At 68.2% G+C, this 17,150-nt stretch carries 11 protein-coding genes; 9 read left to right on the forward strand and 2 right to left on the reverse strand.

The annotated features are described in order from the left end of the window. Position 1 precedes the first annotated feature (1 nt). From AC10QF_RS07875 to bcsZ, 9 genes are read left to right on the forward strand one after another with little or no spacing between them, the layout of a single operon-like run. Positions 2-1,540, forward strand: a complete 1,539-nt coding sequence (locus AC10QF_RS07875) for a BcsE family c-di-GMP-binding protein (protein WP_019661021.1) — start codon at positions 2-4, stop codon at positions 1,538-1,540. Beyond that, entirely contained in the window at positions 1,537-1,716 is a 180-nt protein-coding gene (gene bcsF, locus AC10QF_RS07880; RefSeq protein WP_019661022.1) for a cellulose biosynthesis protein BcsF, read from the forward strand. Before AC10QF_RS07875 ends, bcsF begins: the two co-directional genes overlap by 4 nt. Continuing rightward, positions 1,713-3,344 carry a cellulose biosynthesis protein BcsG gene (gene bcsG, locus AC10QF_RS07885; RefSeq protein ID WP_031270787.1) on the forward strand — a complete coding sequence of 544 codons (1,632 nt, stop codon included), beginning with the start codon at positions 1,713-1,715 and terminating at the stop codon, positions 3,342-3,344. Before bcsF ends, bcsG begins: the two co-directional genes overlap by 4 nt. Next, complete coding sequence (gene bcsR, locus AC10QF_RS07890; protein ID WP_021204328.1) at positions 3,344-3,523, forward strand: cellulose biosynthesis protein BcsR; 180 nt, start codon at positions 3,344-3,346, stop codon at positions 3,521-3,523. The genes bcsG and bcsR overlap by 1 nt, the downstream gene beginning before the upstream one ends. Beyond that, positions 3,520-4,275, forward strand: coding sequence for a cellulose biosynthesis protein BcsQ (bcsQ, locus tag AC10QF_RS07895; protein WP_329842815.1), 756 nt, complete (start codon positions 3,520-3,522; stop codon positions 4,273-4,275). The genes bcsR and bcsQ overlap by 4 nt, the downstream gene beginning before the upstream one ends. Next, positions 4,275-6,899 (forward strand): UDP-forming cellulose synthase catalytic subunit, encoded by a 2,625-nt coding sequence (bcsA, locus tag AC10QF_RS07900; RefSeq protein WP_329842816.1) that lies wholly within the window; start codon positions 4,275-4,277, stop codon positions 6,897-6,899. Before bcsQ ends, bcsA begins: the two co-directional genes overlap by 1 nt. Continuing rightward, the gene (gene bcsB, locus AC10QF_RS07905) at positions 6,896-9,259 is read left to right on the forward strand and encodes a cellulose biosynthesis cyclic di-GMP-binding regulatory protein BcsB (protein ID WP_026347130.1); all 2,364 of its coding nucleotides are present in this window, start codon (positions 6,896-6,898) and stop codon (positions 9,257-9,259) included. The genes bcsA and bcsB overlap by 4 nt, the downstream gene beginning before the upstream one ends. Continuing rightward, positions 9,259-12,840: a cellulose synthase complex outer membrane protein BcsC gene (gene bcsC / locus AC10QF_RS07910; RefSeq protein ID WP_329842818.1), complete on the forward strand. Its 3,582-nt coding sequence runs from the start codon at positions 9,259-9,261 to the stop codon at positions 12,838-12,840. Before bcsB ends, bcsC begins: the two co-directional genes overlap by 1 nt. Next, entirely contained in the window at positions 12,824-13,957 is a 1,134-nt protein-coding gene (bcsZ, locus tag AC10QF_RS07915) for a cellulose synthase complex periplasmic endoglucanase BcsZ (RefSeq protein ID WP_134731600.1), read from the forward strand. The genes bcsC and bcsZ overlap by 17 nt, the downstream gene beginning before the upstream one ends. Before the next feature lie 65 nt (positions 13,958-14,022). Here bcsZ and AC10QF_RS07920 read toward each other — a convergent pair whose 3' ends face one another. Beyond that, positions 14,023-15,339, reverse strand: a complete 1,317-nt coding sequence (locus tag AC10QF_RS07920) for an NCS2 family permease (RefSeq protein WP_329842819.1) — start codon at positions 15,337-15,339, stop codon at positions 14,023-14,025. 124 nt (positions 15,340-15,463) lie between these two features. Further along, the gene (gene ettA / locus AC10QF_RS07925; RefSeq protein WP_005415249.1) at positions 15,464-17,128 is read right to left on the reverse strand and encodes an energy-dependent translational throttle protein EttA; all 1,665 of its coding nucleotides are present in this window, start codon (positions 17,126-17,128) and stop codon (positions 15,464-15,466) included. Positions 17,129-17,150 lie beyond the last annotated feature (22 nt).

The raw sequence follows: 17,150 nt of genomic DNA on the forward strand, positions 1-17,150 counted from the left end.
CGTGCCAGCAACACACCTTGCCATTGCCGGACTGCCCACCGAACTGGTGGAGATGCGCAGCGGGGGCCTGTATTGGGTCGTTGCCGCGGGCAGCGCGCCGACGGATCTGCTCGGTGCCGGTGTGCTGGCCACGGCCGACGCACTGGATGAGGCCGTGCTGGTCACGCTGGGGCGGGGGGCCGAATCGATGCTGACGCTGCTGCCGGCCGATCAGGGGCCGGCCCGCCTGCGGCTGTTCCAGCGGTCTCATCACGGCATGCAGCAGGCGCTGCGCGGGCTGACCGGCGATCTGCCGCGCACCGCCTCGGTGCGCACCCGGCTCAGCGTGGTGCAGTTCCCGGTGGCGGCGCTGGACGGCTGGGATGATGCCCGGCTGGCGCGCTGGTGCCAGCAGCTGCAGGACTGGGCCGGGCAGGCGCAGCAGGTGCTGCTGTTGCTGTGCCATGGCGAAGTGGCGACCCTGGCCCCGCGCCTGTTGTCATTGAACCGGAGCTGCGCCGGTGTGGCCCAGTTGCATCCGCATCGTGGTGCCCTGCAGCTGCTGCTGCACTACTGGTCCAACAGCCATGGCGTGGTGGCCCAGCGATCGTTCGGCGTCGAGCAGGAAAGCCGCGGGCTGCGCCATCTGGCCGAGGCCGATGCCGCTGGGACTGGGGTCGATGCCACCAGTGGCAGTGATCGCGATGTCTTCCTGGCCCAGACCGAAGTACTGGACGGTGCGCCGCCACTGTCGGCAGCCTGGCACCTGTATGACGGCTGGGCTGGATTGTTGCCGGCCGCGCTGCAGGCGCGCGAGGCCACCGTAGTGCTGGCCATCGACGAGAACGCCAAGGTGGATGCACTGGCCAGACTGCTGCACCGCTTGCGCCGGGAACGTGGCAATGCACTGAAACTGGTGGTGCGCGAGCTGCAGCCCTGCCTGCGCTACGCTGATGAGCGGCTGCTGATGCAGTGCGGCTGCAGCCTGGTAGTGCCGTCAGCCACGCCGTTGCCGCGCCTGCTGACCCTGCTGGAAACCGTGCAGCGTCAGCGTTGGCAGGGCCAGCTGGCTGACGATCCGGAGCCGCTGATCCGTGCGCATCGGCCGCCACCGGTAAGCGGCCTGGTCAACGCCGCACGCTTCCGCCAGATCGCCGGCGAACGCATCGACCAGGACGGCAGCGCGGTGGAAAGCGCCGTGCTGGCGTTGCAGCCGGTGGCCGGCCTGCGCGCCGAGCAGACGTTGCAGCAGCTGCGCATCCGCCGCCAGGGCGATCTGGCCTGTGTCTACCGCGGGCAGGTGCGCCTGTTCCTGTTCGGGTGCCGGCGTGATGCGGTCGAACAGGCCCTGGGCAATCTGTTCCGCCTGCCCTGGCGGGAGCTGTTCGATGGCTACCAGCGTCTGGCCGAATACGACATTGCAGCGATGAACGCCGGCAGCAGCGATCCGGAGGCCGAGGTCCTGCCCGAAGCCCCCGCCGTCCTGCCGCCGGTGGCCCCGGCGCTGGAGGCGCCTGTTTTCACTGTCCCGAAGCCGCTGCGACTGGGAGATCGCGCATGACCACCGACCAGCAACTCTGGACCCTGATCGTCGCCTGTGCGCTCGTGATGATTCCCTTCGGTGCCATGCTCGGTACGCTGTGGCGTGCGCTGCGCCGCCGTGCCGCGCGCTGGCTGCCCCCTCGCCACCTGCGCCGCGCCGGTGTACGCCTGCGTGCGCCGCGGGGGGCTGCATGAGTCCGCAGGTGGCTCCCGCATCGCCCTTCGCCTGGGCCGACCTGCGCGGCTGGAACCTGTATTTCCTGTCCAAGGTGGTACTGGCCTGGATGGGCGCGCTGGATCTGAAGATCCTGCCCAACCTGCTGTTCCTGGGCGCGCTGCTGGTTCCACTGCGCTGGCGCTGGGCACGCATCGCGCGTACTGTCGCTGCGGTACCGGTGGGCGTGGCGCTGTACTACCAGGACACTTGGTGGCCGCCGTTCCGGCGCCTGTTGGTGCAACCTGGCGTGCTGGACTTCTCGGCGGACTACTGGCTCGAGCTGGCCCAGCGCTTCATCAACTGGCAGATGGTGGCGGTACTGGCGATGCTGGTGCTGGCCTACGTACTGCTCAAGCCGTGGCTGCGCATCACCACTCTGAGCGTGCTGGGCATGCTTGGCCTGGCTGTGATGGCGATACCGATGCCGGCGGGTTGGAACTGGGGGCAGGGTACCGCCACCGCGGCCACCACCAGCGTCGCAGGCACTTCAGGTGGCGGCCTGCCGCCGGCCAACAACGAGACGCTCAACGCATGGCTGGCAGGCTTCTACCAGCAGCAGGCCAGCCTCAAGACCAGCTTCCCGGCACCGGGCAGCGGCGCGCCGTTCGACGTCATCATCCTCAACATCTGCTCGCTGGCATGGAGCGATCTGGATGAAGTGGGGCTGCGCCAGAACAATCTGCTCGACCACATGGACGTGGTGTTCGACGACTTCAACTCGGCAACCGCCTACAGCGGCCCGGCGGCGATCCGCCTGCTGCGCGCCAGCTGTGGCCAGACCTCGCATACCGGGCTGTTCGATCCGGTGCCGGCCGAGTGCCAGCTGTTCTCGAACCTGCAGCGTCTGGGCTTCCAGAGCGAGCTGGCGATGAACCACGACGGTCACTTCGACGACTTCATCGGTGAACTGCACCAGTACGGCGGGCTGCAGGCACAGCCGATGGATATCAGCGCGTTTCCTAAAGCGCTGGTGGCGTTCGACAAGTCGCCGCTGCGCCGCGATGGCGATGTGCTGATGGCGTGGTGGAAACAGCGGCTGGCCGGGTCCAGCCAGCAGGTGGCGCTGTTCTACAACACGATTTCGCTGCACGATGGCAACCGCATCGTCGGCGCCGATGGCCGTTCGAATGCCGCCGACTACAAGGCACGTGCGGAAATGGTGTTGGGCGACATGGCCGGTTTCGTCGATGCGGTGGAGAAGAGTGGCCGCCGCGCGATGATCGTGGTGGTACCCGAGCATGGCGCGGCCCTGCATGGCGACCGCATGCAGATTCCGGGCATGCGCGAGATTCCCAGCCCGTCGATCACCCACGTGCCGGTGGGCGTGAAGCTGATCGGGATGGGCGCGCCGGCGGCCGGCGGCCCGCGTCATGTCCCCGAACCGAGCAGCTACCTGGCCGTGTCCGAGCTGGTTTCGCGCGTGTACGCGCTCAATGCCCAGTCGCCGCCGAGCGAGCGCAACTGGGACAGCCTGCTGAAGGGGCTGCCGCAGACACCGTCGGTGTCGGAAAACGAAGGCGCCAAGGTCATCGAGTACGCCGGCAAGCCCTGGCTGCAGCTGCAGGGCAGCCAGGCCTGGAGCCCCTACCCCGAGGAGGCACGCTGATGCCTGCCGACATCCTTGCCGTACCGGTCACGCTGTCCGTGGAAGAGGACGATATCGACCTGCTGCGGCGCAGCCTGGGCATGCCGGGGCTGCCCTACGTGGACTTCTCTGCCCAGCATGAGCGTGCCCAGGCGCTGGCGCGCTGGCCGTTGCTGGCCGAACTGGAGCCGCGCCGATGAGCACCGTGCTGTCGCTGCAGGGCATCCATGGCGGAACCGGTGTCACCACGGTGCTGGCCGCACTCGGCCAGGGCTTGCACGCGCAGGGCCAGCGCGTCCTGCTGGTCGAATGCAGTCCGGACCAGATGCTCGGCCTGCACCTGGGGCTGCCTGCCGACGTGGACAACGGTTGGGGGCGCGCGCAGCTGGACGGCACGGACTGGCGTGATGCCGCCTACGCCGTTGCAGCAGGACTTGCGGTGCTGCCCTATGGTCGCGTCGATAGCGAGGCCGCAATGCGCATCGAACAGCAGCTGCAAGAGGCACCGGGCACCTGGGCCGAACGCATTCCGCTGCTGGAGACCCAGTTCGACTGGATCCTGTTCGACCTGCCGCAGCGCCTGCCGGCGCATGCAGCGGCCATCAACCAGCACGTGCGCTGCACGCTGCCGCTGCGCCTGGCCTGTGTCGATCCGGTCAGCCACGTGTTCCTGCAGCGGCAGCCGGAAGACACACGCCTGTTGCTGGCCAACCGCTATGACCCGGTCATCCCGGTGCAGCGCGATCTGATGCAGCTGTGGCTTCACGCGCACGGCCCGCGGCTGGTGCCGCAGCCGCTGCACGAGGATGCGCGGGTGCCCTCCGCGCTGGCCAGCAAGCAGCCACTGGGGCGCTATGCGACCGATTCGCTGGCCGCTGCCGATGTCGATGGCCTGGTGCTGTGGTGCCTGGCCGAGGCCGCACGGCGCCAGCCCGTTGCGGGGACACGCTGATGGGCGCCCGCGTCTACTACCTGGACTGGGGGCGCCTGCGCGAACGCGTGCATGCGCCTTGGCCAACCCGCTCGCTGCTGTGGCTGCTGCAGTGCGTGGGCTGGGCGTTCCTGCGCCTGGAAGGCCCGGCATGGCAGGCACAGGCCCCGCGCCTGCGCAACGCCTTCCCGCAGATCCAGGGTGACCGCCGCTGGCGCCCGGGCGATCCACTGCGGTTGTTGATCCAGGCCATGTGGCTGTCGGTGGTGCGGTTGGTACCGCAGCCCTCGCTGAGGCGGCAACGGTTGGCCCGGGCCCGTCGCGAACGCATTGCCGAACTGCGCGGTGCGGCCGGTCGCGGCCGCCTGCGCTACCTGCGCGCCATGCGCGATGCGCCCAGTGAATTCTGGAACAGCCGCGTGGCGGCATGGTTCGGCCGGAAGATGGGCAGCCTGTCGCCGCGTTCGCGGCACCTGCTGACCCTGCTGGTCGGGTTGGCCACGCTGGGGCTGGCGGCGCTGTGCATCACCCAGCCGTTCACCTATCTGGCGCAGTTCGTGTTCGTGGTGCTGCTGTGGGCCATCGCGCTGCTGGTGCGGCGCATGCAGGGGCGCTATGCGACGCTGGTGCTGGTCGTGCTGTCGATCACCGTGTCCTGCCGGTACCTGTGGTGGCGCTATACGGCCACGTTGAACTGGAACAGCACCTTCGACCTGGTCTGTGGCGTGGTGCTGCTGGCGGCGGAAACCTACTCGTGGCTCGTGCTGATGCTCGGTTACGTGCAGGTGGCCTGGCCGCTGCGGCGCCGCCCGGCGCCGTTGCCGGTCGATATCCGCCAGTGGCCGACGGTGGATGTGCTGATCCCCACCTACAACGAAGACCTGGCGCTGGTGCGGCACACCGTGTACGCGGCGATGGGCCTGGACTGGCCGGCCGACAAGCTGCGCATCCACATCCTTGATGATGGCAAGCGCGAAGAATTCCGCGCATTCGCCGAGCGCACCGGGGTCAACTACATCACCCGTGCCGACAACCGCCATGCAAAGGCCGGCAACCTCAACCATGCGTTGACCCTGATCGATGGCGAGCTGGTGGCCATCTTCGACAGCGACCACCTGCCGGTGCGGTCGTTCCTGCAGATCACCTGCGGCTGGTTCCTGCGTGATCCCAAACTGGCGCTGGTGCAGACCCCGCACCACTTCTTCTCGGCCGATCCATTCGAACGCAACCTGCAGGTGTTCCGCAGCGATCCCAACGAAGGCGAGCTGTTCTACGGCCTGGTGCAGGACGGCAACGACCTGTGGAACGCGGCGTTCTTCTGCGGCTCCTGCGCGGTGCTGCGGCGCGAAGCCATCGATGCCATCGGCGGGTTTGCCATCGAGACCGTCACCGAGGATGCGCACACCGCGCTGCGGCTGCACCGCAAGGGCTGGAACTCGGCCTACCTGCGCATTCCGCAGGCGGCCGGCCTGGCCACCGACAGCCTCGGCGCACACGTCAACCAGCGCATCCGCTGGGCGCGTGGCATGGTGCAGATCTTCCGCATCGACAACCCGTTGCTGGGCAAGGGCCTGAGCCTGTTCCAGCGCTTCTGCTATGCCAACGCGATGCTGCATTTCCTGGCTGGCATTCCGCGCCTGGTGTTCCTCACTGCGCCGCTGGCGTTCCTGCTGCTGCATGTGTACATCATCTACGCACCGGCGCTGGCCATCCTGTTGTTCGTGGTACCGCACATGGCCCACGCCAGCCTGACCAACGCACGCATCCAGGGCAAGTACCGGCGTCCGTTCTGGGGTGAGGTGTACGAGACGGTGCTGGCCTGGTACATCGCACGGCCCACCACCGTGGCGCTGTTCAGTCCGGGCCGCGGCAAGTTCAACGTCACCGACAAGGGCGGTACCCAGGCCGGCGATCGTTTCGACTGGCGCGTGGCGCAGCCCTACCTGGTGCTGGCGCTGCTGAACGTGCTGGGCCTGTGCTTTGCCGTGTGGCGCTTCGTGCACGGCCCACTTGACGAACGTGGCACGGTGATCGTGAGTTCGCTGTGGGTGCTGTACAACCTGCTGATCATCGGCGGTGCGCTGGCGGTGGCGGCCGAAGTGCAGCAGGTGCGACGCACGCATCGCGTCACCACCCGTCTGCCGATGGCGCTGCAGGTGCCCGATGGCCGCCGCCTGCGCGGCGTGCTGCAGGATTACTCCAACGATGGCGTGGGCGTCGAACTCGGCGAAGACGCACAGCTGGCCGAAGGCCAGCGCGTGCAGGTGCTGCTGGGGCGGGGTCGCCGCGAGTTCGCATTCCCGGCGCGCGTGCAACGCACGGTCGGCCAGCGACTGGGCCTGCTGCTGCTGTTCGAGGACGAGCGCCAGCGCGTCGAGTTCGCCCAATGCACCTTCGCCCGCGCCGATGCTTGGCTTGACTGGCACGCCGGTTACCAGCCCAAGAGCCTGCCGCGCAGCCTGTGGAGCGTGCTGGTCCTGGGCTGGCGCGGCTACCGGCGGATGGGTGATTTCGCACCGTTCGACCTCGACCGCCCCGCACATTGGAACCGTCGCCTGCTGCGATGGCTGGCCAGTTTTGCTCCGCAACGTCCGCTTCCTTCCCACCCGGCTGACCCAGCCGCTGATCCAGGGCTTCGTCCATGACCCGTCCGTCCTCTCTGCGTTGGCTGCTGCTGCCCCTGCTGGCCCTGCCCGTGGCGTCAGGCAACAGCGCGCCTGCCCCGGCGCCGGTTGTCCCTCCCACTACCGCGCCTGCCGCTCCGCCGGCGCCGGGGGTGCCGGCCGCGCCAGCCACCACGCCTGCCACCGGTACCGAGCCCGCGCTGGCGCAGACCTGGGCGGGCAGCGCCTGGCCCTGGCAGCGGCAGAACACCTTCGCGCAGCTGGGGCGCCGCCAGGACACGCTGCTGTCGGGCGTGCGCAATGCCACCACCTTCGAGTTCCAGGTCCGCCGTGACCGCCTGGTCCGCGATGCCGAGCTGGATCTGAGCTTCACGCCTTCACCGTCGCTGCTGCCGACCCTGTCGCACCTGCGGGTCTATCTCAACGACGCGATGATGGGTGTGGTGCCGATCAGCAACGAGCAGCTGGGCCGCCCGGTGCAGGCCAAGCTACCGCTGGACGCGCGCCTGATTGCTGATTTCAACCAGGTCCGCCTGGAGTTCGTCGGCCACTACACCGACATCTGCGAAGAGCCGACGCACAGCTCGCTGTGGGTCAATCTCTCCAGCAACAGCACGCTGCGCCTGGGCGGCCAGCCGCTGGCGATGCAGGACGACCTGGCCAACTTCCCGCTGCCGTTCTTCGATCCGCGTGATACAGCACGGCTGGAACTGCCAGTGGTGTTCGCCGCTGCGCCGAGCCTGGCACAGCAGCGGGCGGCGGCGGTGATGTCCTCGTACTTCGGCAGCCTGTCCGGCTGGTGGCGCCAGGCACGTTTCCCGGTCAGCTTCGGCACGTTGCCGGACAAGGGCCACGCGGTGGTGCTGGCGGTCAACGGCAGGTTCCCGCCGGTGATCGCCAACCATGCTCCGGTGAAGGGCCCGATGATCGAACTGATGTCGCTGCCGGAGGATCCGCAGCGGAAGCTGCTGCTGGTGCTGGGCCGCAACGATGACGACCTGCAGAAGGCCGTGGCTGCGATGGCGGCCGGCAACGTGCTGTTCCGCGGCCGCCAGGTCAGTGTCGATGAGGTCAAGCCACTGGCCCCGCGCAAGCCGTACGACGCACCGAACTGGGTGCGCACCGACCGCGCCGTCCGCTTGGCTGAACTGCTCGACTATCCGCAACAACTGCATGCCAACGGCGTGTCGCCGCAGCCGATCACGGTCAACCTCAACCTGCCGCCGGATCTGTTCATCTGGCGCAACCAGGGTATTCCGCTGAACCTGCGCTACCGCTACACGCCGCCGTTTGGCAGCGATGAGTCGCGGCTGGGCGTGGCGATCAACGACCAGTTCATCTCCAGCTTCCCGCTGGTGCGCCGCAACGGCAAGCAGGGCCTGGAGGAAATCCGCTTGCCGGTGCTGGCCGGCGATGCCGGTGCCGATGACGGTCGCCTGCTGATTCCGGCGCTCAAACTGGGCGACCGCAACCAGCTGCGTTTCGATTTCAACTTTGCCAGCGTGATGGGCAGTGCGCAGCGCGATCATTGCCAGACCGTGCTGCCGCCCAACCTGCAGGCAGCGATCGAAGACGACTCGACCATCGACTTCTCCGGATTCCATCACTACATGGGCCTGCCGGACCTGTCCGCGTTCGCGCTCAGTGGATTCCCCTTCACCCGCATGGCCGATCTGTCGGAGACTGTCGTGCTGGTGCCGCCCCAAGCCAACGAGGCACAGGTCAGCCTGCTGCTGAACCTGATCGGTGGGCTGGGCGTGCAGAGCGGCTATCCGGCCTATGGGCTGCGCCTGTCCGATGACTGGAAGCAGGCCAGCGCGCTGGATGCGGACCTGCTGATGCTGGGCGCCCTGCCGGCCGAACTGCGCGGTAGCCAGCAGCTGTCGCTGCTGATCGACGACCAGCGCACGCGCCTGCTCAATGGCCAGTCTCCGTCGCCGCAGCAGGCGATGGAACAGGCCCGCCGTGGCAGCCGCGATGGCGATCCAGCGGTGACCGAAGTGGCAGTGAGCGCGCAGGCACCGTTTGCCGCGATCATCGGCATGCAGTCACCGACGCATGCGCAGCGCAGCATCGTTTCGCTGGCCGCCAGCAATGCCGCCGACTACGGCCTGCTCCACGATGCACTCAGCGATACCGGCAAGCGCGAAGCCATCGCCGGATCGGTGGCGATCCTGCGTACCTCGGGCATTCACAGCCAGTTCGTCGGTGATCACTACTACGTTGGCGCGCTGCCGTGGTGGCTGCTGCTGTGGTACCACCTGGCCGACCACCCGGCGCTGCTGGCGGTGCTGGCCACGCTGGTGGTGCTGATGGTCGCCTTCCTGCTGTGGCGCGCGCTGCGCTGGGTCGCGGCCAAGCGCCTGGACCCGGGGCACTGATGGCACGTACGCGGCATCCGCTGGTCACCGCGTCCGGCCTCGTCCTGTTGGGACTGGCCGGTGCCGGGCCCTGCGCGGCGCAGGCCTTGCCCGATACGCCGGGCGGAACCGTCGCCGAGCAGCGCCAGTGGCTGTTGCAGCAGGTGCGCATCGGTGAGGCCACCGGTCGCCAGAGCCTGATCGAAGACGCACTGGCGCGGCTGCGCATGCTGGCACCGGATGATCGCGGCACCTTGGTGGCGATCCTGGAAGTGCAGCTCTCGCAACAGAAGCTGCAGGATGCCGAGGCGACCCTGAAGCGCCTGCGCGAGATCGGTACAGGTACCCGTGAACTGGCCGCCGGCGAACGCCTCTGGAGGGCCTACCGCGGTGATCTGCAGCAGGATCTGCAGCAGGCGCGCCTGTTCGCTGCCGGTGGTCGCAGCGCCGAAGCGCTGGCGATCTACCGCCGCCTGTTCAACGATGATCCACCCGGCCTGCAGCTGGGCCTGGAGTACTGGCGCCTGCGCGGCGGCCAGGCGGATGGGCGTGCACAGGCTATCCGTGCGCTGGGCGAACTGGACCGCAGTTATCCGGGCAATGTGCCATTGCTGCAGGCGCTGTCGCAGATGCTGTTCGCTGCCGGCCGCGATGCAGAGGCGCTCGCCGCGCTGCAGCGCATGGGGCGTAATCCGGAGGCCCGCGGCATGGCGGCGGACGCCGAATGGGCCTACCTGAAGGATCAGCCGGCCGACGACCGCAGCGTGCGCCGGCTGCAGGACTTCATCACCCGCAACCCAGCGTTTGCCGACATCGCGTTGGTGCGCGAGCGCTACACCGACCAGCACAAGCGGGTCAGCGACCCGGCGTGGCGCGCCGGCCTGCGCGGCCAGCAGCTGCTCGACGCAGGCCGCAATGCAGAGGCCGAGCGCGCTTTCCTGCAGGCGTTGCGCGGCTATCCGCGCGAGCCCGACCTGTTGGGGGGGCTGGGCATGGCGCTGATGCGCCAGGGCCGCCGCGAGCAGGCCATCAGCTATTTCCAGCGTGCGGTGCAGGCCACCCCGGCTGGCGACAGCAACGACAAGTGGCGCGACCTGATCGCCAGCACCCGCTACTGGCTGCAGCTGGACCAGGCCGATGCGGCGCTGGCGGCCGGCCGGTTGGACGAGGCCGAGCGCCTCTATGCGCAGGCGCATCGCCAGCAGCCCCGCGACGTCAATGCTGCACTGGGCCTGGTCGACGTGGCCGTGGCCCGCGGTGACGACGCCGCAGCCGAACGCCAGCTGCAGGTTGCGCGGCGGATGGCGCCCAACGATGCCAACGTGATCCGCAAGCTGGTGCAGCTGTACGGCCGCACCGACCCGCAGCGGCTGGAAGCCTTCATCAACGCATTGCCCGCTGCGCAACGCAGGTTGTATGCCGAAGACCTGCGCCAGCTCCAGATCAGCCGCCTGCGTGAGCGTCGCGAGCAGGCGCTGGCTGCCGGTGATGCGACCACCGCGATCATGCTGGGACAGCAGCTGCGCGGCGAACTGCCGGGCGATGCATGGCTGGCCTATGCGCTGGCCAACGAGCTGCGCGCCGCTGGCCGGCAGGACGAGGCCGACGCGGCGGTGGCCGACATGGCCACCCATAACGACAGCGCCGAAGCGCGCTACGCGCAGGCGCTCTACCTGTCGGGATCCGATCGGCTGCCGCAGGCGCTGGCGGTACTCGACGCGCTGCCGCAGGCGAAGTGGAACGACGACATCCGCGCGCTGTCGGCGCGCCTGCAGCGGCAGCAGCTGGTCGATCATCTGTGGGATCTGCGTGCGCAGGGCAGGGAGGCCGAAGCCATCGCGCTGCTGCAGCAGCAACCGCCCAGCACCGACAATGATCTGCTGATGGCCGAGTGGGCGCGCCTGCGCGGCGATCACGCGCAGGCGCTGCATTACTACCAGCGCGTGCTTGCCGCACAGCCGGACAATGTGGATGCGCAGCTGGGCCAGGTCCAGGCCTGGATTGGCACCGGCGATCTGGCCAGCGCACGCCGCCAGATGCACGACGCACCGCCGGCAGTGGACGATGACGAGATCGGCCAGCAGCGTCAGCTCGCCACCATCTGGACCGACCTGCGCGAGGACACGAAGGCCCTGGCGATCCTGCGCGCGTTGCTTGCGCGCAAGACCGGGCCCGACGCACAGTCCTGGCGTGATGCGGCACGGCTGGTGCGCCGCGATGATCCGCAGCAGGCGCTGGACATGTACGCGCAGGCGATGGCCGACAACGGCGTGTTGGCTCCCGGCCAGGTCACGCCGCGCGACAACCGCGCGTTGACCCTGGCCAGCCGCGAGACAGCCGGCGATGACTGGTTGCGGCGCAGCCTGCGCAGCGATGTGGAAACCCTGTACCAGCAGGAGAATCCCACCCTGACGGTGATGCAGGACACCGGTCGCCGCAGCGATGGCACGCCGGGCATTTCGCGGCTGTCGCGCGATACCCGCATCGCGCATCTGGACGCGCCATTCGCCGGTGGCCTGGGGTGGGCGCGCATCGAGCAGGTCAGCTTCGATGCGGGCCGCTTCCAGACCGATGAGAGCGGCGCCTACGACGAGGATTTCGGCAGCTGTGACCTGGATCTGCTGCAGGCCGACGACAGCCGCCTGCGCGCACCGGGCTGCACCCGCTTCGTGCACCAGCGGCGCACCTCCGGTGCCGGCTTCGCCGTCGGCTGGCGCACCCTGGATGACCGCTGGAACGTCGATATCGGCCACACCCCGTCCAACTACGTGGTCGGCAACTGGCTTGGCGGTGTCACCCTCAATGGCGACCTCGGGCGCTTCGGCTGGGGCGCCACGCTGTCGCGGCGGCCGATGACCAATTCGCTGCTGTCGCAGGCCGGTGCGGTTGATCCGCGCAGCGGCATCAGCTGGGGCGGCGTCACCGCCAACGGCGTGACCTTCAGCCTCGGCTACGACCAGGGCGGCCGCGATGGCGTGTGGTCGAACTGGAGCTGGCATCGGCTGACCGGGCACAACGTGGTCGACAACACCCGCGCACGCGCGATGGTGGGCTGGTACCACAAGCTGATCCAGCGCCCCGACATGCGGCTGGATGTGGGTACCACCGCGATGTACTGGCGCTACCAGAAGGACCTGGGCGGCTACTCGCTGGGCCAGGGCGGCTACTACAGCCCGCAGCGCTATGCATCGCTGAGCCTGCCGGTCAGCTTTGCCTGGCGCAACGACGTGTGGTCGGTGCGCCTGGATGGCTCGGTCAGTGTGTCCAGTGCGCGTACCTCGTCGATCAGCCGTTTCCCCGACCAGGCCTTGATCGAGCGCGTGATTGCACAGCTTGAGCCGCAGTACGGCCCGCTGCGGCTGGACGAGGCCGGCCTGTACACCGGTGACAGCAGCAGCACGGGCACCGGGTACCGCCTGTACGGCGCGGTGGAGCGCCGCCTCGGCGACCACTTCGTGCTGGGCGCTGCCGGCACCCTCCAGCGCAGCCGCGATTTCTCGCCGAATTCGTTCCAGCTCTACCTGCGCTACACCTTCAAGCCCTGGCAGGGAAACCTGCCGCTGCCCGTATCACCACTGGTGCCGTATGGCGAATTCCGCTGACCTGCGGCGACGGCGCCTGCTGCAGGCGGTCGCCACGCTGCCGCTGCTCGGCGTTTGCCGTGTGCAGGCCGCGCCCGCCCCGCGCTGGCCGGCGTGGCAGGTACTGCTCGACAGCAGCCTGAGCCGCGACGGGCGCATGATCGATCGCAGCCAGGACGATCAGCGCAGCACCTCCGAAGGCCAGTCCTATGCCTTGTTCTTCGCCCTGGTCGACAACGACCAGGCGCTGTTCGACCGCATCCTGGGCTGGACCCAGGACAACCTTGCCGGTGGCGACATGGGCAAGCGCCTGCCGGCCTGGCTGTGGGGACGCGATGACGCCGGCGCCTGGCGGGTGCTGGACGACAACCCGGCCTCGGACTCCGATCTCTGGCTGGCCTACGCGCTGCTGGAAGGCGCGCGGCTGTGGCGCCGTCCGGCGCTGAAGGCCATCGCGGAGGGCATGCTGGTGCAGGTGCGGGCGCGCGAGATCGTGGATCTGCCCGGGCTCGGCCCAATGCTGTTGCCAGGCCCACAGGGGTTCATTGAAGGGGACGCCACGCGGGTCAACCCCAGCTATCTGCCACTGCCGCTGCTGCGCCGCTTTGCGGCGGAGGATCGCAGCGGGCCGTGGCAGGCGCTGGCGCGCAACAGCGTGCAGTTACTGCAGCAGAGCAGCCCGCACGGGTTCGCACCGGACTGGGCGGCGTGGAAAGGCGATCGCTTCGTCGTCGATCCGGTGCGCGGTGCGGTCGGCGGCTACGACGCCATCCGCTGCTACACCTGGGCAGGCATGACCGCATCGCGCGATCCGTTGTTCCGCGCGCAGCTGGCGGCGCTGTCCGGACCGCTGCAGCGCCTGCGCAGTGGTGCACCGATGTGGGAAAAGATCGACACCCGCAGTGGCCAGGGGCAGGGCGAAGGCAACTACGGATTCCGCGCAGCCCTGCTGCCCTATCTGATCGCGCAGGGCGAAGCGGAGCGCGCGCAGTCGCTGCGGGCCAGCCTGCCCAGCGCCGAGCAGCAGCGCGCCGATGCACCGGCCTATTACTCGCAGATGCTGGCCCTGTTCGGCGTGGGTTGGGCCGAAGGACGCTGGCGCTTCGCCACCGACGGCCGCCTGCAGCCGCGCTGGTAGCTGCAGCGCTGCGGGGTCAGGTACCTACGCAGCGCAGTGGGCTCCGACCGACCCTCAGCCAGGCATCATTCCAGCGCGTAGCGCAGGGTGAACAGCACCGCCACCAGCCACAACGCCGGATGCACTTCGCGCCAGCGGCCGGTGCCCGCCTTGAGCGCGGCATAGGCGATGAAGCCGAAGGCCAGGCCGTTGGCAATGGAGTAGGTGAACGGCATTGCCAGTGCACACAGCGCGGCCGGCACCGATTCGGTCAGGTCGCTCCAGTCCACCTCCACCAGTTCGCGCAGCATCAGGCCGGCCACGAACAGCAGCGCCGGTGCGGTGGCATAGCTGGGCACCATCGACGCCAGCGGCGAGAACAGCAGCGCGGCCAGGAACAGTGCCGACACAACCAATGCGGTCAGGCCGGTGCGGCCGCCCACCTGCACGCCCGAGGCGCTTTCGGCAAAGGCCGTGGTGCTGCTGGTGCCGAGCACCGAACCGGCCACGATGGCGGTGCTGTCGGCCAGCAGCGCGCGGCCGAAACGCTTCTGCGCGCCGGGCAGCTTCAGCAGGCCGGCGCGACCGACCACGCCGTACAACGTGCCGGTGGCATCGAACACTTCCACCAGCACGAACACCAGTACCACCTGCAGCAATACGGCGATCGGCGCACCACCGTCGTGGTGCAGCAGGCCCGGCAGGTCCAGCTGCAGGAAGGTCGGCGCCAGGCTCGGCGGCAGCGAAACCAGGCCCTGGTACTGCACATCGCCCAATGCCCAGCCGGCGCCGGTCACCGCCAGGATGCCGATCAGGATCGCACCACGCACGCGGCGCGCTTCCAGCACCGCGATCAGCAGGAAGCCGGCCAGTGCCAGCAGCGGCGGCGCCGTGTTCAACGGTCCCAGTGCCACCAGCGTATCTTCATTGCCGACAATCACGCCGGATTTCTGCAGCGCGATGATCGCCAGGAACAGGCCGATGCCGGCCACGATGGCCGAGCGCAGCGACGAAGGAATGCCCGATACTAGCCATGCCCGAGCGCCGGTCAGTGACAGCACCAGGAACACCAGGCCGGAGATGAACACCGCCGCCAGCGCCTGCTGCCACGGCAGGCCGGCAGCACCAACCACGGTGAAGGCGAAGAACGCGTTCAGGCCCATGCCCGGTGCCATGCCGACCGGGAAGTTGGCGGCCAGCGCCATCACCGCCGAACCCAGTGCAGCAGCCAGGCAGGTGGCCACGAACACCGCGCCGGCGTCCATGCCGGTGGTGCCGAGGATCTCGGGGTTCACGAAGACGATGTAGGACATCGTTAGGAAGGTGGTGACACCGGCCAGCAGCTCGGTGCGCACGGTGGTGCCGTGCTGCTGCAGCTGGAACAGGCGCTCGAACAGGGACATGGGGAATCTCGACCCGTTGGTGGTGGGTACCGACCGTTGGTCGGTACGCCTTGAAGCGTCACCACCAACGGTGGTGACCTGCCGAAAGGAGAAAGGCCGCGCGAGCGCGGCCTTTCCGGTTGCCTTACTTCAGCGCCTTGAAGCGCAGGCGCTTCGGCGCAGCGTCGTCGCCCATGCGGCGCTTCTTGTCTTCCTCGTACTCGCGGTAGTTGCCCTGGAAGAACTCCACGTGCGAGTCGCCTTCGAAAGCGATGATGTGCGTGGCGATGCGGTCCAGGAACCAGCGGTCGTGCGAAATCACGAAGGTGTTGCCCGGGAACTCCAGCAGCGCATCTTCCAGCGCACGCAGCGTTTCGATGTCCAGGTCGTTGGACGGTTCGTCCAGCAGCAGCACATTGCCACCCTGCAGCAGGGTCTTGGCCATGTGCAGGCGGCCACGCTCACCACCGGACAGCGAACCGACCATCTTCTGCTGGTCCTGGCCCTTGAAGTTGAAGCGGCCGATGTAGGCGCGCGACTGGATCTCGATGCCGTTGATGTTGAGGATGTCCAGGCCGCCGGCGATTTCCTGGAAGACGTTGTGGTTGCCTTCCAGCTTGTCGCGGCTCTGGTCCACGTAGGACAGCTGCACGGTCGGGCCGATCACGATCTCGCCCGAATCCGGCTTTTCCTGGCCGGTGATCATCTTGAACAGGGTCGACTTGCCGGCGCCGTTCGGGCCGATGATGCCGACGATCGCGCCCGGCGGAATCAGCATCGAGAGGTTGTCGATCAGCAGGCGGTCGCCGAACTTCTTGGAGACGTTCTTGAACTCCATCACCATGTTGCCCAGGCGCTCGCCCGGCGGAATGAAGATTTCGTTGGTCTCGTTGCGCTTCTGGTAATCCTGCGACTGCAGCTCTTCCAGGCGGGCCAGACGGGCCTTGCCCTTGGAACGGCCGCCCTTGGCGTTCTGGCGCGACCACTCCAGTTCCTTCTGGATCGCCTTCTGGCGGGCCTTTTCCTGGTTTTCTTCCTGCTTCAGGCGCTCATCCTTCTGCACCAGCCATTCGGTGTAGTTGCCCTTCCACGGAATGCCGCGGCCGCGGTCCAGTTCCAGGATCCACTCGGCGGCGTTGTCCAGGAAGTAGCGATCGTGGGTAACGGCCACCACGGTGCCGGTGTAGCGGGCCAGGAACTGTTCCAGCCATTCCACCGACTCGGCGTCGAGGTGGTTGGTCGGTTCGTCCAGCAGCAGCATGTCCGGCTTCTGCAGCAGCAGGCGGCACAGCGCCACGCGGCGCTTTTCACCACCGGACAGGTTGGCGATCTTGGCATCCCACGGCGGCAGGCGGAGCGCATCGGCGGCCACGTCCAGCTGGTTTTCCAGGGTATGCGCATCACCGGCGGCCAGGATCGCCTCCAGGCGCTCCTGCTCCTTGGCCAGCGCGTCGAAGTCGGCACCTTCCTCGGCGTAGGCGGCATACACCGCTTCCAGCGCAGCCTGCGCCTGCAGCACTTCGCCCACGCCTTCCTCGACCGACTCGCGCACGGTCTTGTTCGGGTCCAGTTCCGGTTCCTGCGCCAGGTAGCCGACCTTGATGCCCGGCTGCGGGCGGGCCTCGCCCTCGAAATCGGTGTCCACGCCGGCCATGATCTTCAGCACGGTGGACTTGCCGGCGCCGTTCAGGCCCAGCAGGCCGATCTTGGCACCCGGGAAGAAGGACAGCGAGATGTCCTTGATGATCTGCCGCTTGGGCGGGACCACCTTGGACACGCGGTTCATGGTGTAGATGTATTGCGACGACATGAGGTCTCCGTAGGCGCGGCCC

Source organism: Stenotrophomonas maltophilia complex sp. Om-AH-Sm3, from assembly GCF_059337855.1.